Origin of the sequence: Variovorax sp. EBFNA2 (assembly GCF_033802765.1) — a bacterium.
GTDB classification, from domain to species: domain Bacteria; phylum Pseudomonadota; class Gammaproteobacteria; order Burkholderiales; family Burkholderiaceae_C; genus Variovorax; species Variovorax paradoxus_H.
Genome location: NZ_CP138496.1, coordinates 2,183,841 through 2,205,580 on the forward strand (window position 1 = coordinate 2,183,841; position 21,740 = coordinate 2,205,580).

At 67.7% G+C, this 21,740-nt stretch carries 17 protein-coding genes; 3 read left to right on the top strand and 14 right to left on the bottom strand.

Annotated elements, in window-relative coordinates; genetic code table 11:
* Nucleotides 1-40: 40 nt before the first annotated feature.
* Complete coding sequence (locus tag RZE79_RS10100; RefSeq protein WP_319360308.1) at nt 41-5,641, bottom strand: DUF5801 repeats-in-toxin domain-containing protein; 5,601 nt, start codon at nt 5,639-5,641, stop codon at nt 41-43.
* 451 nt (nt 5,642-6,092) lie between these two features.
* Here RZE79_RS10100 and RZE79_RS10105 point away from each other — a divergent pair, with 451 nt between their 5' ends.
* On the top strand, nt 6,093-6,767 hold the full coding sequence (locus tag RZE79_RS10105; protein WP_319360309.1) for a LuxR C-terminal-related transcriptional regulator: 675 nt from the start codon (nt 6,093-6,095) through the stop codon (nt 6,765-6,767).
* A gap of 42 nt (nt 6,768-6,809) precedes the next feature.
* Here RZE79_RS10105 and gnd read toward each other — a convergent pair whose 3' ends face one another.
* Nucleotides 6,810-8,234, bottom strand: coding sequence for a decarboxylating NADP(+)-dependent phosphogluconate dehydrogenase (gene gnd, locus RZE79_RS10110; protein WP_319360310.1), 1,425 nt, complete (start codon nt 8,232-8,234; stop codon nt 6,810-6,812).
* 131 nt (nt 8,235-8,365) lie between these two features.
* Here gnd and RZE79_RS10115 point away from each other — a divergent pair, with 131 nt between their 5' ends.
* Nucleotides 8,366-9,361 (top strand): helix-turn-helix domain-containing protein, encoded by a 996-nt coding sequence (locus RZE79_RS10115; protein ID WP_319360311.1) that lies wholly within the window; start codon nt 8,366-8,368, stop codon nt 9,359-9,361.
* A gap of 7 nt (nt 9,362-9,368) precedes the next feature.
* Here RZE79_RS10115 and RZE79_RS10120 read toward each other — a convergent pair whose 3' ends face one another.
* Genes RZE79_RS10120 through RZE79_RS10145 form a run of 6 tightly spaced genes read right to left on the bottom strand, consistent with a single transcriptional unit; the run spans nt 9,369 to nt 14,850 of the window.
* Nucleotides 9,369-10,154: an SDR family oxidoreductase gene (locus RZE79_RS10120; protein WP_319360312.1), complete on the bottom strand. Its 786-nt coding sequence runs from the start codon at nt 10,152-10,154 to the stop codon at nt 9,369-9,371.
* Nucleotides 10,151-10,744: a cysteine hydrolase gene (locus RZE79_RS10125; RefSeq protein WP_319360313.1), complete on the bottom strand. Its 594-nt coding sequence runs from the start codon at nt 10,742-10,744 to the stop codon at nt 10,151-10,153. Before RZE79_RS10125 ends, RZE79_RS10120 begins: the two co-directional genes overlap by 4 nt.
* A complete protein-coding gene (locus RZE79_RS10130) occupies nt 10,741-11,229 on the bottom strand; it encodes an aromatic-ring-hydroxylating dioxygenase subunit beta (protein ID WP_319360314.1) in 489 nt (162 codons plus the stop codon). The genes RZE79_RS10125 and RZE79_RS10130 overlap by 4 nt, the downstream gene beginning before the upstream one ends.
* Nucleotides 11,226-12,602 carry an aromatic ring-hydroxylating dioxygenase subunit alpha gene (locus RZE79_RS10135; protein WP_319360315.1) on the bottom strand — a complete coding sequence of 459 codons (1,377 nt, stop codon included), beginning with the start codon at nt 12,600-12,602 and terminating at the stop codon, nt 11,226-11,228. Before RZE79_RS10135 ends, RZE79_RS10130 begins: the two co-directional genes overlap by 4 nt.
* 23 nt (nt 12,603-12,625) lie before the next feature.
* Nucleotides 12,626-13,591 carry a PDR/VanB family oxidoreductase gene (locus RZE79_RS10140; protein ID WP_319360316.1) on the bottom strand — a complete coding sequence of 322 codons (966 nt, stop codon included), beginning with the start codon at nt 13,589-13,591 and terminating at the stop codon, nt 12,626-12,628.
* Complete coding sequence (locus RZE79_RS10145; RefSeq protein ID WP_319360317.1) at nt 13,588-14,850, bottom strand: dienelactone hydrolase family protein; 1,263 nt, start codon at nt 14,848-14,850, stop codon at nt 13,588-13,590. Before RZE79_RS10145 ends, RZE79_RS10140 begins: the two co-directional genes overlap by 4 nt.
* Nucleotides 14,851-15,038: 188 nt before the next feature.
* Here RZE79_RS10145 and RZE79_RS10150 point away from each other — a divergent pair, with 188 nt between their 5' ends.
* Nucleotides 15,039-16,226, top strand: coding sequence for an ABC transporter substrate-binding protein (locus RZE79_RS10150; protein WP_319360318.1), 1,188 nt, complete (start codon nt 15,039-15,041; stop codon nt 16,224-16,226).
* Between the two features lie 26 nt (nt 16,227-16,252).
* On the opposite strand, the gene RZE79_RS10155 is transcribed toward RZE79_RS10150, so the two are convergent.
* From RZE79_RS10155 to RZE79_RS10180, 6 genes are all read right to left on the bottom strand, one after another.
* Nucleotides 16,253-17,344, bottom strand: a complete 1,092-nt coding sequence (locus RZE79_RS10155) for a hypothetical protein (protein ID WP_319360319.1) — start codon at nt 17,342-17,344, stop codon at nt 16,253-16,255.
* A gap of 74 nt (nt 17,345-17,418) precedes the next feature.
* Nucleotides 17,419-18,444 (bottom strand): AraC family transcriptional regulator, encoded by a 1,026-nt coding sequence (locus RZE79_RS10160; RefSeq protein ID WP_319360320.1) that lies wholly within the window; start codon nt 18,442-18,444, stop codon nt 17,419-17,421.
* Nucleotides 18,445-18,592: 148 nt separating this feature from the next.
* Nucleotides 18,593-19,312 carry an arsenical resistance protein ArsH gene (gene arsH / locus RZE79_RS10165; protein WP_319360321.1) on the bottom strand — a complete coding sequence of 240 codons (720 nt, stop codon included), beginning with the start codon at nt 19,310-19,312 and terminating at the stop codon, nt 18,593-18,595.
* Complete coding sequence (gene arsC / locus RZE79_RS10170) at nt 19,296-19,727, bottom strand: arsenate reductase (glutaredoxin) (RefSeq protein ID WP_319360322.1); 432 nt, start codon at nt 19,725-19,727, stop codon at nt 19,296-19,298. The genes arsH and arsC overlap by 17 nt, the downstream gene beginning before the upstream one ends.
* Before the next feature lie 35 nt (nt 19,728-19,762).
* Nucleotides 19,763-21,049: an arsenic transporter gene (locus RZE79_RS10175; protein WP_319360323.1), complete on the bottom strand. Its 1,287-nt coding sequence runs from the start codon at nt 21,047-21,049 to the stop codon at nt 19,763-19,765.
* A 310-nt stretch (nt 21,050-21,359) separates the two neighbouring features.
* A complete protein-coding gene (locus tag RZE79_RS10180; protein ID WP_319360324.1) occupies nt 21,360-21,689 on the bottom strand; it encodes a metalloregulator ArsR/SmtB family transcription factor in 330 nt (109 codons plus the stop codon).
* Nucleotides 21,690-21,740: the final 51 nt, after the last annotated feature.

A 21,740-nucleotide genomic window follows, 5' to 3' on the forward strand; every position in this document is an offset into this window, starting at 1 on the left:
TGGCATGATGGCCGCCCTCGCTTCAACGCATTGCCTGGGCCTACACGACGAGGTCGCTCAGCGGTGGCGGCGCCACGACGCCCACCAGCTGCACTTCGAAGTCGGCGCCGCCGTTGCCGTCGACATCGGCCTGAAGCGTCTGGGTGGCGACGTCGAACCTCAGCTGTCCGGCCACGTTGGTGAACGCCGCACCGGCCAGGTAGCTGAAGGCGTCGTTCGCGTTCGCGTTGCCCGAAATGGCGTCGATGCCCGACAGGTCGATCGTGTCCGCTCCGCTCGTGAAGCCGGAGACCACGTCCTTGTTGGCACCCGCCGGACTTTCGGCCACGGCATTGAAGTCGTACACGTCGTTGCCGTCGCCGCCGGTGAGTGCGTCCTTGCCCAGCCCGCCGGTCAGCGTGTCGTTGCCCGCGCTGCCCTGGATCGACTCGTTGTCCGCACCGCCGGTGAAGACGGTGCCGCCGACGATGCCGACGTCCAGCATCTGCGTCGCGGTGGCGTCGCCATCGGCGTCCTGGACCGCCAGCGAGAACTGCAGGTTGGCGTCGAGCTGCCCGCTGTTGAGCGTGACGAACCCGATGTCCGAGATCTTGATGACGTCGTTGTCGGTCGTGGCCGCTTCGGGGTTGGCCGTGCCAGGCGTTCCCGAAAATTCCTGGAACGTGGTGCTGCCGCCGCCGGCCCCGGTCAGTGGGTTGAGGTTGATGGCCGTGCCCGTCACGTCTTCGGTCGACACCAGCAGTTGCGCACCTTCGATGACGTAGTTTTCGGTGCCGGTGTTGAAGTCGTTCGACTCGATGATGATGGCGCCATCGTTGTTGTCGAGCACGATGCTGTACGGGGCCGGAATGGTGCCGCCGAATTTGATGATGTCGGCGTTGTCGATGATGATGGCCTTCGTCGTGCGGCTGCCGTCGTCCGGATCCACCAGCTTGAGCACGAGCACCAGGTCCTCGCTGCCGATGCCGTCGAACTTCAGGAACATGCCGGCCGCCTGCGTGGTCGGCGTCGTGGTCGCGAAGCCGAACGGGTTCGCGGCGAAGAAGTCGAGGTCCAGCACCTCGCCCTGCTGGATCGTGTCGCTCGCCACGCCGTTGGCCTGGTTGGACACGCTTACCCACGTCCCTTCCTGCTTGAACAGTTCGCCGTTCGCAAACGTGGTTCCATTGGCCGTGCCCAACGGGGCTGCCGGCGCGATCGCCTGGATGTTCTTGGCACCGGTGCCGCCGCCCGGCTCGTTGTAGCCGGTGAACTGCACGAAGAAGTTGCTGCTCAACTGGGCCACCGACACGTCGGGCTGCGTCTGGTCGACCGTCGATGTGCCCAGCGTGTAGCCGGTGAAGCCCAGCGCCTGGCCGGTCGAGACGGTGTTGAAGCCCGCGATGGGCGCATTCAGCGTGAGCGAGTAGGTGCCGTTCACCTTGTCGAAGCTCAGCGTGCCGGTTGCGTTGGTGGTGGTGGCCGAACTGGGGTCTGGCTTGTAGCTGAAGCTCACGGCGAACGAGGCGCCCGTCGCCGTCTCGGAGGTCCAGGTCACCGTCGGGCTGCCGATCGCCGCACTGCCCACCGTGCCCGTCAACGTGATCGCTGAAAAGTCGGAGTTGGTGAGGCTGTAGCTCGACCGTGCGTCGGCGCCGATCTCGTAGTCGAAGACGCCCGTGCCGCCAGGCGCCGGGTTGCTGGTATTCGAATAGATGAGGTCGGTGCGGGCCACGATGGTCGGCCCGTCGTCCTCGAAGTTCAGGGCCTGGCCGATGTTCAGGAAGTCCGCGCCCATGGCCTGGTCGCCGTCCTTGTCGGTGATGGTGTCGGTGCGCGTCAGCACGATCAGGTCGGCCGCAGACAGCGTCGTCGAATCGTCCGGGTTGGTGGCGTCCGGGTGCACGATCGCACGCTGCTGGTCGAGCGTGACAAGGCCCGCAGCACTGACGCTCACGGTGAAGACCAGCGCACCGCTGATGGCTGTGCGTCCTTCGACCACGCCCCCGGCGGTGAGGGTCAGCACGACGCTCTGGTTGGTCAGCGTGTCGACCAAGCCCGAGGCGACGCCCGGACTCTTGACGCCCAGCGTGTAGGCGCTGCTGACCGTGCCTGCGCCGTCTGCGCCGTAGCTCGGCGTGCTGGAGAAGTTGTCGGCGAAGCTGGCTGAGGCGTTGGTGGCGAGGATGGTTTCGTCCACCGTCAGGGCGTCAGGAGGCGCGGTGTCGGCCACCACGATGCTCGGCCCGTCATCCTCGAAGTTCAGGGCCTGTCCGATGTTCAGGAAGTCCGAGGCCATGGCCTGGTCGCCGTCCCTGTCGGTGATGGTGTCGGTGCGCGTGAGCACGATCAGGTCGGCCGCAGACAGCGTCTTCGAGTCGTCCGGGTTGGTGGTGTCCGGATGCACGACGGCACGCTGCTGGTCCAGCGTGACAAGGCCCGCAGCACTGACGCTCACGGTGAAAACCAGCGCACCGCTGATGGCTGTGCGCCCTTCGACCACGCCGCCGGCGGTGAGGGTCAACACCACGCTCTGGTTGGTCAGGGTGTCGACCAGGCCCGAGGCGACGCCCGCGCTCTTGACGCTGAGCGCGTAGGCGCTGGTGACCGTGCCTGCGCCGTCCGCGCCGTAGCTCGGCGTGCTGGAGAAGTTGTCGGCGAAGTTGGCCGAGGCGTTGGTGGCGAGGATGGTTTCGTCCACCGTCAGTGCGTCAGGAGGTGCGGTGTCGGCCACGCCGATGCTCGGCCCGTCATCCTCGAAGTTCAGGGCCTGGCCGATGTTCAGGAAGTCCGAGCCCGTGGCCTGGTCGCCGTCCTTGTCGGTGATGGTGTCGGTGCGGGTCAGCACGATCAGGTCGGCCGCGGCGAGCGTCTTCGAGTCGTCCGGGTTGTTGGTGTCCGGGTGCACGATCGCACGCTGCTGGTCGAGCGTGACGAGGCCCGCAGCACTGACGCTCACCGTGAAGACGATGCTGCCTGTGGCGGCTGCCACGGCGTCCGTGCCCTGGCGCCCCTCGACGACGCCCGAGGCGTTGAGGAACAGGAACACGCTGTTGCCGGTGGCCACGTCGTCCAGGCCGGAGTCCGCACCGCTGGTCTTCAGGGTCAGCGCGTAGGCGCTGGTGACCGTGCCCGCACCGTCCGCGCCGTAGCTCGGCGAGCTCGAGAAGTTGTCGGCGAAGCTGGCCGACGCATTGGTGGCGAGGATGGTTTCGTCCACCGTCAGTGCGTCAGGAGGTGCGATGTCGGCCACCCCGATGCTCGGCCCATCGTCCTCGAAGTTCAGGGCCTGTCCGATGTTCAGGAAGTCCGAGCCCATGGCCTGGTCGCCGTCCTTGTCGGTGATGGTGTCGGTGCGCGTCAACACGATCAGGTCTGCCGCGGCGAGCGTCTTCGAATCGTCCGGGTTGGTGATGTCCGGATGCACGATGGCACGCTGCTGGTCGAGCGTGACCGTGCCGGTGGCGCTGACGCTCACGGTGAAGACCAGCGCACCGCTGATGGCGGTACGCCCTTCGACCACGCCGCCGGCGGTGAGGGTCAGCACCACGCTCTGGTTGGTCAGGGTGTCGACCAGGCCCGAGGCGACGCCCGCGCTCTTGACGCCCAGCGCGTAGGCGCTGGTGACCGTGCCTGCGCCGTCCGCGCCGTAGCTCGGCGTGCTGGAGAAGTTGTCGGCAAAGTTGGCCGAGGCGTTGGTGGCCAGGATGGTTTCGTCCACCGTCAGTGCGTCAGGAGGTGCGGTGTCGGCCACCCCGATGCTCGGCCCGTCATCCTCGAAGTTCAGGGCCTGGCCGATGTTCAGGAAGTCCGAGCTCATCGCCTGGTCGCCGTCCTGGTCGGTGATGGTGTCGGTGCGCGTCAGCACGATCAGGTCGGCCGCAGAGAGCGTCTTCGAATCGTCAGGGTTGGTGGTGTCCGGGTGCACGATCGCACGCTGCTGGTCGAGCGTGACCGTGCCGGTGGCACTGACGCTCACCGTGAAGACGATGTCGCCTGTGGCGGCTGCGATGGCGTCCGTGCCTTGGCGCCCCTCGACCACGCCCGAGGCGTTGAGGAACAGGAACACGCTGTTGCCGGTGGCCACGTCGTCCAGGCCGGAGTCCGCGCCGCTGGTCTTCAGGCTCAGCGCATAGACGCTGGTGACTGTGCCCGCGCCGTCCGTGCCGTAGCTCGGCGTGCTGGAGAAGTTGTCGGCAAAGTTGGCCGAGGCATTGGTCGCCAGAACCGTCTCGTCGACGGTCAAGGCGTCAGGGGGCGCCGTATCGGCCACCGCGATGCTCGGCCCGTCGTCCTCGAAGACCATCTGCGAGCCGATCTCCGCCGTGGCGGTGGACGACCTCAGCAGCCGGAATCCCCCGATGTCGAAGTCCGCGTGGGTGTTGCCCGACGCATCAAGGGCCGCCCCGTTTTCGATGAGCACGCGGTTGTGGTTCGCTGTCGTCGTGTATTCGATCGACTGGCCGGCCACGACGCCGGTGATGGTCGCGATGCCGCCGGTGATGCTGATGGCAAGGGTCGAACTCAGTGCGCCCTCGGCACCGGCCGAGTAGGTTTCGAGCACGTTCCCGGCGGAGTCGAGCACGCGCACGCTCGTGATCGACACCATCGTGTCGTTCGCGTAGCCCTCGACGAAGCTGTTGCCCGACTCCACCGCCGTGCTGAAGGCGGAGATCCTGACCTGGGCACTCTTGCCGCCTTGCAACTGCACCACGTCGAAGTCGGCCGTCGTCGCGCCGAACATGCCGGTGAAGTCGATGTTCGACTCCAGGTCGGCCTCGTTCTGGTCCAGGTTCGGAATGGTGACGTCCGCCCTGGCGCCGGTCACGAAGGTGAAGCGGATGCCTTCCTGCTCGGTGATCATCTGGCTGTTGGTGCCGAACGTGGTCGGCCCACCGGCCTTGCTGGTGTTGATCGTGTCGCCGGTGTTGATGTTGATGTCGTCGGCGGTGCTGTTGAAGTTGGCACCGGACTGGTTGGCGGGGTCCCTGCCGGTCGCGATGATCGACACGTTGGTGATCCGGCCATCGACGATCGTCGGAGTGTCCGTCGTGAACATCAGGAACAGGTTCTGGCCGGAGGGCGCGTCCGCGAGGTTGAACTCCGTGTCCTTGCTCACGCTGACGAAGATCTTGTCCGTCAGGTCGACCGGATCGTCGGCGTTGGTCGCATCGGGGTTCGATATCGCTTCGTACTGAACGGTCCAGATCTTGGCCCCGCTCACCGGGCTTCCCGTCTCTTCCAGGTAAGCGGCGAACACGACGACATTGAGGGCGGTCTTTCCGTAGACGACGTTGTTGTTGGTCGTGTCGGTGTACAGGAAGATGTTTTCGCCGTCGGCGGTGTTGAGGCCGCTGTCCTGGCCATTGAGCGGTGCGCCGTTGGCGTCCGTGAAGGACATGTCGGTGACTGTGCCCGTCACGGTGAACGTGAAGGCGTTGGTGCCGGTGTTGGTCCCGTTGTAGCCGCTCAACGCTGCGTTGATGGCCGTGCCTGCGCCTTGGGCGGTCAGGCGGGTGCTGAAGGCGGTGGGCAGCGAACTTGCGGAGATGTCATTGTCGTTACTGTCGCCGGGCGCAGCGGGAGTAGCGGCAAGGTTCTGCAAATTGGCGGATTCATCGAGGGTGACGGTCGAGCCCGTCGTCAGGTTTAGCGCAGCCATAGGAACTCCTTGTTTGGAAAAGGGCGCCGATAGGAGTCTGTGCTTCCCGAATTGACGTGCGCTCGCTGGCGATCAACCACGTTCACTTATCAGCAGACAAGGATGCTGAACCTCAGGGCTGCGCCCCGTCCATAGGATAAAAGTTGTCACCCACAGGGTGATGCGCCGTGCCGGCCGCACGTCCTTACCCTTTGATACCTTGCGAGCGCCGCGGACCTGTCCTCAAAAAGTTGTGGTCTTTATCATTACGATCCGCCTGCCTTCCCCATGAGCACCGCGGAGGGAAACTATGGAACAAGTCCCACTGTCGTCTGTTGGGCCACCCACTTGGAACGCCGATCCGCTGGCGGTCATGCAAGGCTTGCGTCCCCTGTCGCCATTCGCTCCCCCGGCGCCATCCGCGCCATCCGAACTTTGGGCATCGGAGCGTTTTCAGCCGGCCTTCTTCGACATGCCACGCCCGTCGGCCGACGTCCGCGTGCCGGTGCTCGTCGCCACCGGCCCCAGCCGCGCACCCCCGCTGTTCGGGTTGGGCCTGCTGGCCTCGCGGCACCGGGTCGGGCGGATGTACGAGGTCGCGTACGCGCAGATGAACAGCCTCGCCGAACTGGAAGCCCTCTGCCGGCCGCAGGCACCTCGTCTGCTGCTGGTGGACATCGCGTTGATTTCGCCGGAGAGCGTCAACCGGCTGGGCGATCTGCGCCGCCGCTTTGCAGCCACCGACTGGCTCCTCGGCTGGGAGGCGCCCTCGCTGCTGGGCCTGGACGCGGCGATCCGGAGCCAGGCGCGCGGCAGCATCGAGTGGGCCGCGAGTGCCGAGCAGCTCGCCCTCGCGCTGGATGCCGTGCTGGCAGGCGTCCTGGGCTTCCCGGGGCCGGTGCTGCAGGCGCTGTATCTGTCCCTGCTGCGATCGAAGGCCAGCGGCGGACGGCGGGCGTCCGGCGGGACCACGCCGGCCGTCCGGCTGACCGCGCGGGAAGAGGAGGTGCTGTCGCTGATGCACCGGGACATGACCAACAAGCAGATCGCCGAGCGGCTCGGCATCAGCGTCAACACGGTCAAGAAGCACCTGGCCCACGTGTTCGCGAAGCAGGGGCCGCACAGCCGGCGCTGGCATCTCGCCTGATCCACCGCAGGCACCGGTGCCGGTGCCGCGCAAGGGCGCTGCTTACTCGATGACTTCGGGCCAGTCCGTGTGGAAGAACTGGCCTTCGGGCTTGTCGGTGCGCTCGTACGTGTGCGCCCCGAAGAAATCGCGCTGCGCCTGCAGCAGGTTCGCGCTCAGTCGTGCCGTGCGGTAGCTGTCGTAGTAGGCCAGCGACGCGCTGAAGGCCGGCACCGGAATGCCATTGCTCACTGCCAGCGCCACCACTTCGCGCCAGTTCTGCTGCGTGCGGTTCAGCAGGTCCTGAAAGAACGGGTCGAGCATCAGGTTGCCCAGCGCCGGGTCGGTGCGGAAGGCGTCGGTGATGCGGTTCAAGAAGCGCGCGCGGATGATGCAGCCGCCGCGCCAGATCGACGCGATGCCCGCCAGGTCGAGCTTCCAGCCCTTCTTCTCGCCCATCGTCTGGATGAGGTCGAAGCCCTGCGTGTAGCTGATGACCTTCGAGGCATAGAGCGCGTCGTGCACCTTGGCCACCAGCGCCTGCTTCTCGAGTGACAGCGCGGGCACCGGCCCGTGCAGCAGCTGGCTGGCCGCGACGCGCGCCTTCTTCTGCGACGACAGCACGCGCGCTTCGACCGCGGCGTTGATGGTGCTGATGACCACCGCGTTCTCGGCCGCATTCAGCAGCGTCCACTGGCCCGTGCCCTTCTGGCCGGCCTTGTCGAGAATGAGGTCGACCACCGGCTGGCCGGTTTCCGGGTCTTTCTGTTCGAGCGCCTTGGCGGTGATCTGGATCAGGTAGCTCTGCAGCTCGCCCTCGTTCCACTCGTTGAAGATCGCGGCCATCTCGTCGGTCGTGAAGCCTGCGGCCTTGAACAGGCTGTAGGCCTCGCAGATCAGCTGCATGTCGCCGTACTCGATGCCGTTGTGCACCATCTTCACGTAGTGGCCCGCGCCGCCCGGACCGATGTGGATCACGCAAGGCTCGCCGTCCACCTTGGCCGCGATGCTCTCGAAGATCGGCTTCATCACCTCCCAGGTCGAGAGCGGCCCGCCCGGCATGATCGACGGCCCCTTGCGCGCGCCTTCTTCGCCGCCCGACACACCCGCGCCGATGAAGCGCAGGCCCTTGCTCGCCAGGTAGGCGTCGCGGCGCTCGGTGTCGGTGTAGAGGCTGTTGCCACCGTCGATGACGATGTCGTCTTTCTCGAGCAGGGGAATGAGCTGTTCGATCACCTGATCGACCGGGGCGCCGGCCTTCACCATGATCTGGATCTTGCGGGGCTTGGCCAGGCTTTGAACGAACTCCTCGAGCGTCTTGGCGCCCACGAGCTTCTTGCCCGGGTTCTGTGCAATGAAGGCCTCGGTGGTGGCCTCGGTGCGGTTGTAGACGCTGACCTGGAAGCCGCGGCTTTCCACGTTCAGCACCAGGTTCTGTCCCATCACGGCCAGGCCGATCAATCCGAAATCGCTTTGCTGCTTGCTCATGTGTGCGGGCCCTTCGTGCATGTGCAGTTGGAAAAAGTAGCCGGTGATTGTGCCGGGCGCCCGCGCGCCGCGGCGTCGGAGGGCGTCTATACCCGCTTGGCAAACGGGCCCGGGCTGGCTATGTTGGCGGGATGACTTCCGTCGCCCCGCCCGCCACCGCTGCCGCGATCCACACCTGGTCGACCGACGCGGTGCCGCCGCCGCAGCGGCTGGACTACTGGATCGGCGCGGTCTGCGAGGGCTTTCTCGAGATGGACGTGCGCAGCCCGGTGAGCGGCGGCTTCGGCGCCTCGCTCGAATCCGCACCGCTCGGGCCGCTGCATGTGAACCGCGTGCGCGGCAGCGCGCAGGACGTCTACCGCACGCGCCGCGCCATCGCCCACAGCCGCCAGAACTACTACTACCTGCTGTGCAAGTCCGACTCGCCCTGGGTGGCGGTGCAGGAGGAGCGCTCGGCGCGCCTGCTGCCCGGCGACGCGGTGCTGGTCGATTCGCGGCGCTGCTACGCCTTCCACCTGCAGCAGTCGGCCGACACCGTGTCGATCGAGCTGCCGACCGCCTGGGTCGAGTCGTGGCTGCCCGATGCAGGCGACCACGTGGCGCACCGCATCGACGGGCACAGCGGCTGGGGCGCGGCGCTCAGCAGCTTTGCCCGGGCGCTGTCGCCCGAGGTGGCCCTGCGGCCGCCGCTGCCGGCGGCGTTGCTGGCCGACCAGCTCGGCGGGTTGCTGGCACTGGCGCTCGGGCCCGGCGTGGCGGTGCCCGGCACATGCGGTCGCGCCGCTTTGCGCCAGCGCGTGCGCGACGCCACGCGCGAGCGCCATGCCGAGCCGGGCCTCACGGCCGCGGCCGTGGCGCAGGGGCTCGGTATTTCGGAGCGCAGCCTGCACCGCTGCCTCGCGAAAGCGGGCGAGGGCGAGGGCGAGGGCGCGACCACCTTCGCGAACGCATTGGCCGCCTGCCGCATGCAGGTGGCGCAGCGCATGCTGGCCGATGCGCGCTTCGACCGACTGAGCATTGCGCAGATCGGCCTGCGCGTCGGCTTGGCCGATGCGTCGCACTTCGTGCGCCTGTGCCGCCGCCATCTGGGCGGCACGCCGGGCGCGCTGCGGCAGTCGCGCAACTGAACCGCTGCTACGCGTCGAACCAGTCGCGCGCCGACCGCCCCTGGTCCGGCCCCAGCATCGAGAAACCGCCGTCGACCGGAATGTCCGCGCCGGTCACGAAGCGCGCCGCGTCCGAGCACAGGAACAGCACCACCTGCGCTACGTCGTCGCCGTCGCCTACGCGGCCCAGCGGGTGCATCGGTGCGCCGACGCGGTCGGCGCGTGCGCGGTCGCCGTTCGTCATGCGCGACAGCGCGTCCGACCACGTCCAGCCCGGCGACACCGAGTTCACGCGCACGCCCCGCGGCGCCAGCGTGGCGGCCTGGTTGCGCGTGAGCTGCAGGATGGCGGCCTTGGCTGCGGGGTACAGCGCCCGGCCCGCCGCGCCGAACTTGCCACCGACGCTGCCCATGTTCACGATGGCACCGCCGTGCGCGGCCAGCGCGTCGGCGGTCTTCTGCACCAGCATCGCGCCGGAGACGAGGTTGACGTTCAGTGCGCCCAACCAGTCGGCGCGCGCGGAATCCAGGCCTGCATCGCCGTAGACCACGGCGTTGTTGATGAGAAAGTCGATGCGGCCTTCGGTGTGCAGCGTGCCGGCCACGAGCGCATCGAGCGCGTCGTCCGAGGCGATGTCGCAGGCGACGAAGCGGCAGTCCGCGCCCACGTCGGCCGCCAGCGCCGCGCCGCGCACCGTGTCGATGTCGACCGCCACCACGCGCGCGCCGGCCTGCACGAAGGCGCGCACGATGGCGCTGCCCAGCAGCGCGGCGGCGCCCGTCACGATCGCGACCTTGCCTTGCAGCGTCGTCATGTGCGGCCTCCCATCTGCGCGACGGCATCGTCGACGCGCACCACGTCCGCGAGCATCGCCAGGGTTTCGAGGCTCGCTGCCTGCAGGTGCGCCTGCGCGGTGCTGCAGGCGTCGGCGACCACGGCCACGTCGTAGCCCAGGTCGCTCGCATGGCGCGCGCCGTGCTCGACGACATGGTTGGTGGCGATGCCGGCCACGTACAGGCGGATGGCACCGGTCGCGCGCACCGCCTCTTCGAGCCCGCTGGCCCAGAAGGGGTTGTTGCGCTTGTGGGTGACGACGGCCTCGCCCGGCAGCGGCGCGAGCTCGTCGTAGAAGCCGGCGCCCCAGCTGCCTTCCTGCACCGCACCGCTCTCGGCCACGCGCCGGAACAGCGTGCAGTTGCGCAGGCAGTCCGTGTAGTCCGCCGCGAAGGCGATGCGCACGAAGATCACCGGCACGCCGTTCGCGCGCGCACCGGCGATGAGCCGTGCGGCCGAGGCGATGAGGCGCGGGCGCGCCGGGTCGTCGGCGGCCACGCCCACGCGCACCTTGCCGTCGACGTGCAGCACGTCGTTCTGGTAGTGCATCGCCAGCAGCGCGGCCTTCACAGGAACACCTGCAGGGCTTCGTGGGGCGCGTCGCAGTTGACGAGGTCGATGCGCTTGGTCTGGATGCGCCAGCCGTCGTCGGCGCGGCGCAGCGTGTGCAGCACGCTGCCGCCGAAGGTGCGCTGTTCGGTCTTGCGCCACTCCAGCAGCAGGAAGGTCGAGCGCACGGTGCAGACCGCATCGCCGTCGCGCGATTCGAGCGCGATGTTGCCCAGCACGTGCACGGTGCGCGTGGGCGGCTGCTGCGAATAGGCGCGCGCCTGCTCGAGCCGCCGCGCGCGCATCGAGCGCAGCAGCGCGTCCTCGCAGAACAGCGACGCATGGTTGAGGTGGTCGACCTGGCCGTGCACCAACGGCACCCAGTACAGGCCGTCGGGCGTGAAGAGCTTCTGCCACTCGTCCCAGCGGTGCTCGTCGAGCAGGCGTGCCTCGTGGTGCAGGAACTGCGTGAGGTCCTGCTGTTCGTTCCAGTCGCGGAAGTTCATTCGGCGCTCCCGGTCTGTTCGTTCGTCTTGGCGCCCGTATCGATACCCATGTACCCGGCCCACGCCGCGAACATGTTGCGTGAGGGCATCTCGCTGTTGCCGTTGGACGCGCGCCCGCCCGGCAGCGGCTGGTCGCGCCCCGCGGCGCGGTGCATGCTGACCCAGTCGCCGCCGTCGGAGCCCAGGCCTTCCTGCACGCGGTTGTAGGCCTCCAGGTCGTCGGACATCACGTTCGACGAGGGCGCGTTGACGATGTTCGTGTACTTGAGCGTGCGCTGGAAGGTGGCCTCGGGCGCGCCTTTGAGGCGGAAGCTGAAGATCTCGACCAGCGTGCGGTCCACCGACAGCGGCCGGATCACGCGGATCTGCTGGAACGAGGTGTGCGGCGAGCAGCTCGGGTACACGATGGTGTTGTGCCGGTTCACGCGCAGGATCTCGTCGGTGCGCTCGGCGCCCTTCGCCGCTTCGAGCGATGCCACGTAGGCCAGGCTCACCGGGTCGGTCGGCGGCACGAAGATGCCTTCCATGAAGCCGTGGCCGTGGTCGTAGCCCTTGAGCTCCAGCTTCTCCCAGAACTCCAGCGGTTCGCCGTTGCCGTCGACGATCACCACCTCGAAGGGCTTGGGCGTACCGGCCGGCATCGACTCGTGTTCTTCCTTGGCCGCGCGCCACGACGACTCGTGCGTGGCCACGGCGTGGATGGTGTCGTGCAGGTTCTCGAAGAAGATCTTCCAGTTGTTGCGCTGAATCACGCGTTGCACGCCGCCCGCCACCTCGACTTCGCCCTCGGGTGCGCGGTCGCAGAAGTTGTCGAGCGACGTGGCCACGCCGCCCAGAAATTCTTTCAGCTCCGGCCCGTCTTCCGACAGGCTGGCGAACACGAAACCGCGGTGCGTGGCCACGCGCGCCACCTTGCGCACGCCGTACTGCGGGTCTTTCAAATCGAGCGCCGTGCATTCGTAGCCGCTGCGCAGCGGCACCGACAGCAGGCTGCCGTCGCACTTGAAGGTCCAGCCGTGGTAGAGGCAGCGCAGGAACTTGCCGGCGCTGCCGCTGCCGTCGGGCACGAGCTTGGCGCCCTTGTGCGGGCAGCGGTTGAACATCACGTGCACCTGGCCGTCGGTGTGCCGCACCATCACCACGGGCTCGCGGCCCAGGCGGGTGGTGAAGTAGTCGCCGGGCTTGGGCACCTGGCTTTCGTGGCCGATGTAGATCCAGGCCTGGCCGAACACGCGGTCCATCTCCAGCTCGAAGATGGCGGGGTCGGTGTAGACGCGCTTGTGCACGCGGTCGGGCTGCACGAGCGACTGGATGTCGATCGGGTTTGTCGCCGCGATGGGGATGATGGGGATGATGGGGATCACGGGATTCATCGGGTAGGTCTCCTGAAACGTCATCAGATGTCGAGCACCAGGAGCGGCGTCTTCGCGCGCGACACGCAGCTGCACAGGGTCTTGCCGTCCGCCTTCTCGCGCGGACTGAGGTTGTGGTCGCGGTGGTCGGGCACGCCCTCGACCACGTCCACCACGCACACGCCGCAGTCGCCCTGGCGGCAGTCGTACAGCGGGTCCAGGCCCGCGGCGATGAGCACGTCGAGCAGGCTCTGGTGGGGCGCCACGGTCAGCGTCTTGCCCGAGCGCAGCGTGCGCACCTCGAAGGGCGCATCGCCCGCCTGCTCGATGGCACCGGCGAAGAGTTCGAAGTGCACGTGGTCGTCGGGCCAGCCGAGCGCGCGGGCGGTGTCGACCACGGCCTGCACCATGCCGCGCGGACCGCACACATGCAGGTGGCGGCCGGGCACGGGCGCAGCCAGCAGCGCGCGCAGGTCAATGCCGCGCGCGGGGTCGCCGCCGTCATGTACCACCGTGCCACCGAGCGCGCGCACCTCGTGCAGGTAGGCCGTGGTTTCTTCGCTGCGCGTGGCGTAGATGAATTCAAAGGGGCGCGCTTCGGCCGCGAGTGAGCGCGCCATGCACAGCAGCGGCGTGATGCCGATGCCACCGGCAAGGAGCAGTGGCGGTGCGCTGCCCGCGTGCAGCGCGAAGTCGTTGCGCGGCGCATGCGCGGTCAACTTGGTGCCGGGTTGCAGCGCGTGCATCCAGGTCGAACCGCCCGCGCCCTGGGGCTCGCACAGCACCGCGATCTCGCAGCGGTCCGAGCCGTCGTGCGGCCTGGCGAGCGAATACGCGCGCTGCCCCGCGTGGCCGTTGGCCTGCACCACCTGCACGCCCAGGTGCGCGCCCGGCGCGAACGGCGGCAGGGGCTCGCCGTTGGCCGAACGCAGCACGAAGGCCTTGATGGCCGGCGTGAGCGGCGTGACCGCGTCCACGACCAGCGCCAGCATGTCGGAGTCGCCGCTCATCCCAAAGGCAGCGCCGGGTCGGCGATGGTGAGCGCGGTCGATTTTTTCCAGCGCGGCATCAGCGTGTTCGACGGCTGCGTTTCGTCGACCAGCTTGCGTGCGGTCTCGGCGCCGGCCACGGGCAGGCCCTTCGGATCGAGCAGGCCGATCTGCACCAGCACGCTGGCCTGGTCCCAGTAGATGTGCTCGTGGTACAGCTTGTCGCCGCGGAACTTCACGATGGCCACGAGCGGAATCTCCACCGGCTTGCCGGTGGGCGCGATGCCCGGGAGCAGCCAGTCGATCTCGACCGTGTGGGTGAAGCTGAACAGCATCTCGTCCACGATCTGCGTCGCGCCCACCGTGCGCGAGATGGGCGTGAGCCGCGTGTCGGGTGGCGTGCTCGGAATGAAGTGGTGCTTGTAGAAGCGCGACAGCTCCCTGGCGCCCACGCCGCCGGTCATGGTCGGGATGTGGTTCACGTAGGGCTCGCCCACCATCGTGGCCATGGTGGCGACCACGTCGCGCGTGGCGAACTCGTACTCGCAGTGCTTGTCCCACAGCGCCGAGAGGTCGTACACCGGGCCGATCGCGTCCTTGAACAGCGCCATCGAGCGCTGGTGCGCCATGAGCGTGGAGGGCTTGTCGAAGTGGTCGCCGCCTGTGCGTGCGAAGGCATGGTCGACGCCGGGGTAGACGTACATCTGCGCATCGGCCTTGCCGGCGAAGGCTGCGAGCACCTGGGCGCGGGCCTCGGGCGGGCAGAACTGGTCGAGCTCCGCGAAGTGCAGGGCAATCGGGCATTCGATCTTCGGCACGAGGTCGAGTGCGCCCTCGATGCCCACGCCGTAGTAGCCCACGGCCGCGTCGACGCCCGAGTGCGCGGCGGCCAGGTAGGCCAGCTTGCCGCCGAGGCAGAAGCCCAGCGCGCCGACCTTGCCGGTGCAGGCCGGGTGCGCGCGCAGCGCCTTCACGCTGGCCGTGACGTCGGCCATGCCGGCTTCGATGTCGAACTTCTGGAAGAAGCCGAAGGCGCGCTGCCAGTCTTCGGGCGAGTAGCCCAGATCGACGCCGGGCTCCATGCGCCAGAACAGGTCGGGCGCGAGCACCACGTAGCCCTCTTCGGCGTAGAGGTCGGCCACCTCGCGCACGTAGTCGTTGATGCCGAAGATCTCCTGGCACAGCACGATGCCGGGGCCGCGCCCCGAGGCCGGCAGGGCCAGGTAGCCGCGAAAGGTCTGGGTGCCGTCGCCGGTGGGAATGTCGATGGTGTCGCTCATCGGTTCGTCTCTCGAAGTGGTGGGGTCGGCGGCGATTCTGGGGAGCGCGACGGGGCGTTGTCTGTCCATTTCGTGCAGCGGTTTGGGGTGCACGAAACGGATAGCGGGGCGCCGCTGCCGCACAGAGACTGCGCCCTGCATTTGCTGCTGCCCCCACGTTCAACGAACTCACCCCGAGGAGATCTTTCATGTCGCAGGCCACGCCCCGATCCGTCTTGTGCGCGCTCACCGTCCTGGTGGGCGCGCTGGCATTACCCGCGCAGGCGCAGACCGTGAAAGTCGGCCTGGCGATGGACCTGTCCGGCCCCTTCGCCGTCGGCGGTGCCGAGGCCAAGGCCGGCTTCGCCGTCGCGATGAAGCAGCTGGGCGGCAAGCTCGGCGGCGTGCCGGTGGAGTTCGTCGAGGCCGACACGGCCGGCAACCCCGAGATGGCGCGCCAGGTGGTCGAGCGCATGCTGCTGCGCGACAAGATCGACCTGTTCACCGGGCCCGTCGGCTCGTCGGTCGCGCTGGCCGTCGGCCCGCCACTCTTCGCGGCCAAGGTGCCCTATCTGTCGAGCAACACCGGCCCGAGCGACTATTCGGGCGCGCGCTGCAACCCGTACTTCTTCGGCGCCTCGTACCCGAACGACGCGTACTACGAGTCGGCCGGCAAGTTCGCCTCGGACAAGGGCTTCAAGAAGGTCGCGATGATCGCGCCCAGCTACCCGGGCGGCAAGGACGCGATCAATGGCTTCAAGCACACCTTCAAGGGCGGCGTGGGCGACGAGCTGTACACCAAGCTCGGGCAGCTCGACTACTCGGCCGAGCTCGCGCAGATTCGCGCGTCGAAGCCCGATGCGCTGTACTTCTTTCTGCCCGGTGCGATGGGCGTGAGCTTCATCAAGCAGTTCGTCGGTGCCGGGCTGTCGAAAGACGTGGCGCTCATCTCCACTGCGTTCTCGGCCGACGAAGACATGATCCCCGCCGTCGGCGAGCCGATGCTCGGCCTGTTCAACACGGCGCACTGGTCGTTCGATCTCGACAACGCCGCCAACCAGCGCTTCGTGACCGCGTTCCGTCAGCAGAACAATGGGCGTAACCCGTCGTTCTATGCCGGCCAGGCCTACGACGTGCTGATGGCGATGGACGCCGCCGTGCGCGACGTCGGCGGCAAGGTGGCCGACAAGCCCGCGCTGCTCAAGGCGATCAAGGCGGCGAACTACAAGTCGGTGCGCGGCGACTTTCGCTATGGGTCGAACAACTTCCCGATCCAGAACTACTACCTGCGCGTGATCGCCAAGGATGCGAACGGGCGCATCGCCAACAAGGTGATCGGCACTGTGCTGGAGCGCTACCAGGACCGCACGGCTGCGCAGTGCGCGATGAAGTCCTGAGGCTCGTGAACGGCGTGGCCCGCCGCTCAGTGCGGCGACGCAAATCGCGGCGTCGTGAGCCTGGCGTTTTCCAGTTCGAGCACGAAGCGCATCGGGGGCCCTTCGACCAGCAACTGCACCTTGAGCTTTCCCGTCAACGCGTCGCAGCCGAGTTGCGCGCCTTTCCAGCTCGCTGCAGCGTCGCGCGCCGACAGCGAGGCGATGTCCGCAGTCAAGCCACGGCCGGCGGACTTCGAGTGCAGCGCGATGGCATTGGCCCCTTCAGCGCGCCCCTGCAGATGCACTTGCATGCCTGGCATGGCGAGCAGCCCATCGCCGAGCCGGACCTCGCCCGACAGCCCGGTGCGGGCCATCAACAGGCGCGCCTGCGCGGTCAGTCCGGGGTCGAGGTTCTCGCGGCCTTGTCGCAGCGTCGACTCTGCGAAGGCCTGCAGTTGCAGCTTACCGCGCTCGGAGACCCACGAGCCCAGCAGCGCGCCGCGGTGCTCGAACTCCACACCGGCAAGCGGTGCCGACGCGAACTGGTACAGGTAGCTGCGCCCGTTGGGCGCGTCGACATACAGGCCCAGCCGGCTGATGCCCATGCGCGAGTCGGGGCCGACGTGTTCGACGGTCGCATCGTTGAAGTCGATCTGGCCGTGCCGGATCGGCACCGTCACGTCGGCGTCGAAGAGCAGGTGCGCATCGGTGATCTGTGCGCGGACCGTGCCTTCGGCCTGGCCGAGCGGGTCAAGGCGCCACGCATCGTCTGGCGTCAGCGAAGCGTCGCCTGCCTTGCGCACGTGCGGCGCCATGTTGAGGGGGCCTTGCAGCTTCAAGCCCGCACATTCGACTTCGCGCGCCTGCATGGCATCGAGGCGCGGCGCGCCGCCGTCGGTTTGTATCTGCGCCACCAGGTCGTGCACAACGATGCGGCCGATCTCCAGCACGAACGGCCCCGACGCAAGCAGCAGTGCGGTGGCCTCGATGCGCTGTATCCGGATCTCGAGTCCACCGTCCGGTCCCGGCTGGCAGCTCGCGCCTTCCAGCGAGAAGCGGTTGCTGGCGGCCTTGTCTGCCGCTGAGAGCTTCAGTCCGAGCGCGAGATCGATGAGGGACGCCGCGAGTGAGACGGTCATGGGGGTTTTCTACCAGACATCGCGCCGCCTGCGATGCAGGACTGCAGCGCGACCGCAGTCAGCCCCGCCAGCGCTCAATGCCTCGAAACGGAAAGGCGCGAAGTGCCTTGCACGGTGTCGCGCGGCAGCTGCCCGAAGCGCTCGCGGTAGCAGGCGGCAAAGCGGCTCAGGTGCGAGAAGCCGCAGTTCAGCGCCACCTCGGTGACGCTGGCGCCGTCGTGCCGCGCGAGCTGCGCATGCGCGGCATCGAGGCGCATGTTGCGCAGCACCTCGCCGGGCGAGAGGTCGCGGTAGCGCTTGAAGAGCAGGGCGAGGCCGCGGCGCGTGACGCCCGCGGCCTGGGCCACGTCTTCGAGCGACAACAGCGAGTCGAGCCCCTCGCGCATGAACTCTTCGGCCAGGCGCAGCTGCCGCAGGCTGGTTTCTTCGGTGCCGCGCTGCGCGTCGGCATGCCGCTGCAGCACCGAGTTGGGCCGGTGGCACAGCAGGTAGAGCATGAGGTTGTCTTCGCAGTGCGCGAGCCAGCGCGGGTCGTAGCGCTCGAACTCGTTCGCCGGCAGCAGCGAGGCCAGGCCCGCGACCATGCGGCACCACTGCGTGCCCGCCGCGTCGTCCAGGCGCAGGGGCATGTCGAAATCGATCTCGCCCACGGTGTCGGTGCCGCGCAGCGCAAAGGCATGGCGCGCCACTTCCTGCAGGCGGCTGAGCTCGATCTTCAGCATCAGCTGTTCGCAGTCGGCATGCCAGCGCAGGCGCACCGGCTTGTGGGCAGAAATGATGGCGCCCTGGCCGGGATGGATCTGCAGCGTCTGCCCGCCGGTGTGGATGTCGGCACGGCCGCGCAGCGGCATCTGCACCAGCACGAAGTTGCCGAGCGCGTCGGGCTCGATGTCGACGTCGCAGCCGTAGCGCAGGATGCACAGCGACAGTGCGCTCATCTCGGCGCGGCAGAAGATGGCATCGACATCGCCCGCGCCCCACGCGCTGCGGTGCGGCTTCAGTTCGCGCGCCACGCGCGCGTCGGTCTCTTCGGCCTCGCGCGAACGGAAGACCTCGCGCCTGTACAGCGGGGACAGTTGCTGACTCGACCATGCGTCCATGGACACTCCTGCGGGGCCAAAGTGGGGAAAGCGACGGCGACGGACGCTCAAGTTCTACGCCGGAATCTACGTCGGTGCGCCGCGCGTCGCCATGGGAATTGCCCGGGCAACGGGCGTCCCCGTTGCAAGAAGCTTGCCGGGCTTGTATCTAAATACTGCGCAGGTTGACGCGCTTGGACAGCGCCTCGGCGCTCTCACGCCGCTCGCTGTAGCGGTCGACCAGGTGGTCCGCGCAGTCGCGCGTGAGCAGCGTGAACTTCACCAGCTCTTCCATCACGTCGACCACGCGTTCGTAGTACGGCGAGGGCTTCATGCGGCCCGCATCGTCGAACTCGAGAAAGGCCTTGGCCACCGACGACTGGTTGGGGATGGTGATCATGCGCATCCACCGACCCAGCACGCGCAGCTGGTTCACCGCGTTGAACGACTGCGAGCCGCCCGACACTTCCATCACCGCGAGCGTCTTGCCCTGCGTGGGCCGCACGGAGCCGACGGCCAGCGGAATCCAGTCGATCTGCGCCTTCATGATGCCGGTCATGGCGCCGTGGCGTTCGGGCGAGGTCCACACCATGCCCTCGGCCCACTGTGCAAGATCGCGCAGCTCCTGCACCTTCGGATGGTCTTCGGGCTCGCCGTCGGGCAGCGGCAGGCCGCGTGGGTCGTAGATGCGGGGCTCGGCGCCCATCGCGCGCAGCAGACGCGCGGCCTCTTCGGTCAGCAGGCGGCTGTAGGAGCGCTCGCGCAGCGAACCGTACAGCAGCAGGATGCGCGGTGCATGCGTGGCGCGTGCGGTGGGCAGAAGCTCCTGCAGGCTGGGGATGCGGAACGCATCGGCGTCGAGCTGGGGGAGATCAGGGCTTGGCGACACGCTGGCCTTTCGCGTCGATCACGGCTTCGCCGTCTTCCTTGGCGAACGCGCCTTGCTGCGGCTTCGGCAGGATGTCGAGCACTTCTTCGGACGGCCGGCACAGGCGCGTTCCGAGCGGCGTGACGACGATGGGGCGGTTGATGAGGATCGGGTGCTGCAACATGAAGTCGATGAGCTGTTCGTCGCTCCAGGTCGGATCGCCAAGGCCCAGTTCGTCGTAGGGCGTGCCTTTCTGGCGCAGCACGTCGCGCACGGGCACGCCCATCGCTGCGATCAACTGCGTGAGCGTGGCGCGGTCGGGCGGGGTCTTGAGGTATTCGACGACGGTGGGTTCGTCGCCCGTGTTGCGGATCAGCGCGAGCACGTTGCGCGACGTGCCGCAGGCGGGGTTGTGATAGATCGTGATGTCGCTCATGGGAATCTCGGTGGACGAAAGAAAAATGAAAGGGATCAGCCGAGGCTGAGGCGCAGCGCGAGCGCGGCCAGCGTGACGGCCAGCACGGGAAGCGTCATCGCGATGCCGACCTTGAAGTAGTAGCCCCAGGCGATGGTCGTGCCCTTTTTCTCGAGCACGTGCAGCCACAGCAACGTGGCCAGGCTGCCGATCGGCGTGATCTTCGGGCCCAGGTCGCAGCCGATGACGTTGGCGTAGATCATGGCTTCCTTCACGAGGCCCGTGGCGCCCGACGCGTCGATGGAAAGCGCGCCCACGAGCACGGTCGGCATGTTGTTCATGACCGATGAGAGCCCCGCGGCCAGGAAGCCGGTGCCGATGGCGGCACCCCACACGCCACCTTGCGCGAACACGTCGAGCAGCGACGCGATCTGACCCGTCAGCCCCGCGTTGCGCAGCCCGTAGACCACGAGGTACATGCCCAGCGAGAAGACGACGATCTGCCAGGGCGCGCCATGCAGCACCTTGCGCGTGCTGATGACGTGTCCGCGCGCAGCCACGGCCAGAAGAAGGGCGGCACCCACGGCCGCCACGGCGCTGACCGGCACGCCCAGCGGCTCCAGCCCGAAGAAGCCGACGAGCAGCAGCACCAGCACGACCCAGCCGGCCCGGAAGGTGGCCGGGTCACGGATGGCTTCCACGGGGTTTCTCAGTTGCGCCACGTCGTAGCTGGCTGGAATGTCGCGGCGAAAGTAGAGCATCAGCACCAGAAGGCTGGCCGCGACTGCGGCGAGGTTCACCGGGATCATCACGGCCGCGTAGTCGTTGAAGCCGATCTTGAAGAAGTCGGCCGACACGATGTTCACGAGGTTCGACACGATCAGCGGCAGGCTGGCCGTGTCGGCAATGAAGCCCGCGGCCATGACGAAGGCGAGCGTGGCGGCGGGCCGGAAGCCGAGCGCCACGAGCATCGCCATCACGATGGGCGTGAGGATCAGCGCCGCACCGTCGTTCGCAAAGAGGGCCGACACCGCGGCGCCCAGCAGCACGATGAAGGCGAACAGCCGCCGGCCGTTGCCGCGCCCCCAGCGGGCCACGTGCAGCGCAGCCCATTCGAAGAAGCCGGCTTCATCGAGCAGCAGGCTGATGATGATGACGGCGATGAAGGTCGCGGTGGCGTTCCAGACGATGCCCCAGACGACGGGGATGTCGGCGAGCTGCACCACGCCGAAGATCAATGCGACGACGGCGCCCAGCATGGCGCTCCAGCCGATGCCGAGGCCGCGAGGCTGCCAGATGACCAGCACCAACGTGCAGGCGAAGATGAGGAGGGCTGTGGTCATGTCAGTTCTTGTTCTTGTTCAGGGCGCGTGCACAGGCCACCGGGTACTTCCCTCCGCGAATGTCCCCCGCCTTCGGCTCCTCCTTGATTTCGCTGCGGGAAGCACCCAGTGCCCTGTGCACAGGGGCACGCTGCTGGTGCTCGCCGATCAACGAATGTTGCGAACAACGCTCACGTCGATGGGGTGCCTTGCGCAGCGAAATCAAGGGGGAGCCCGAAGGGCGGAGGACATTCGCGGAGCAAGGTGCCCCGTCGGCGGGAGCACGCCAGAGCGCACGCACGCGGCGTGCAACAGCACAGGCTTTCATATGTCAGCAGTCGCAGGCTTGTTGAGTAGCAGCCGCCGGAAGGCAGGCTTCCCCCTGGCAGCAGTTCTCGGTGAGGTAGCCGAGCAGGCCGTTCATCCGCTCGAACGACGCGCGGTAGATGAGGTTGCGCCCTTGGCGCTCCTGCGAGACCAGGCTCGCGTTCACCAGCTCCTTGAGGTGAAAAGACAGGCCCGTGGCCGAAACCGCCAGCGCTTCAGTCAGCGCGCCCGGCGTCAGCCCTTCGGGCCCCGCCACCACCAAGGCACGGAACACCCGCAAGCGCACGGGTTGCGCGAGTGCGCCCAAGGCGCGAACCACATCGTTTTCTTCCATTATTCAAGTATCTTTGAATTATTGAAGTGAGGCAACCCGCAAACGAAAAGA

What these genes read in the sequence shown, in the direction of transcription:
- RZE79_RS10100 (WP_319360308.1), bottom strand. Translation starts at nt 5,641, where the DNA reads ATGGCTGCGCTAAACCTGACGACGGGCTCGACCGTCACCCTCGATGAA.
- RZE79_RS10105 (WP_319360309.1), top strand. Translation starts at nt 6,093, where the DNA reads ATGCCACGCCCGTCGGCCGACGTCCGCGTGCCGGTGCTCGTCGCCACC.
- gnd (WP_319360310.1), bottom strand. Translation starts at nt 8,234, where the DNA reads ATGAGCAAGCAGCAAAGCGATTTCGGATTGATCGGCCTGGCCGTGATG.
- RZE79_RS10115 (WP_319360311.1), top strand. Translation starts at nt 8,366, where the DNA reads ATGACTTCCGTCGCCCCGCCCGCCACCGCTGCCGCGATCCACACCTGG.
- RZE79_RS10120 (WP_319360312.1), bottom strand. Translation starts at nt 10,154, where the DNA reads ATGACGACGCTGCAAGGCAAGGTCGCGATCGTGACGGGCGCCGCCGCG.
- RZE79_RS10130 (WP_319360314.1), bottom strand. Translation starts at nt 11,229, where the DNA reads ATGAACTTCCGCGACTGGAACGAACAGCAGGACCTCACGCAGTTCCTG.
- RZE79_RS10135 (WP_319360315.1), bottom strand. Translation starts at nt 12,602, where the DNA reads ATGAATCCCGTGATCCCCATCATCCCCATCATCCCCATCGCGGCGACA.
- RZE79_RS10140 (WP_319360316.1), bottom strand. Translation starts at nt 13,591, where the DNA reads ATGAGCGGCGACTCCGACATGCTGGCGCTGGTCGTGGACGCGGTCACG.
- RZE79_RS10145 (WP_319360317.1), bottom strand. Translation starts at nt 14,850, where the DNA reads ATGAGCGACACCATCGACATTCCCACCGGCGACGGCACCCAGACCTTT.
- RZE79_RS10150 (WP_319360318.1), top strand. Translation starts at nt 15,039, where the DNA reads ATGTCGCAGGCCACGCCCCGATCCGTCTTGTGCGCGCTCACCGTCCTG.
- RZE79_RS10155 (WP_319360319.1), bottom strand. Translation starts at nt 17,344, where the DNA reads ATGACCGTCTCACTCGCGGCGTCCCTCATCGATCTCGCGCTCGGACTG.
- RZE79_RS10160 (WP_319360320.1), bottom strand. Translation starts at nt 18,444, where the DNA reads ATGGACGCATGGTCGAGTCAGCAACTGTCCCCGCTGTACAGGCGCGAG.
- arsC (WP_319360322.1), bottom strand. Translation starts at nt 19,727, where the DNA reads ATGAGCGACATCACGATCTATCACAACCCCGCCTGCGGCACGTCGCGC.
- RZE79_RS10175 (WP_319360323.1), bottom strand. Translation starts at nt 21,049, where the DNA reads ATGACCACAGCCCTCCTCATCTTCGCCTGCACGTTGGTGCTGGTCATC.
- RZE79_RS10180 (WP_319360324.1), bottom strand. Translation starts at nt 21,689, where the DNA reads ATGGAAGAAAACGATGTGGTTCGCGCCTTGGGCGCACTCGCGCAACCC.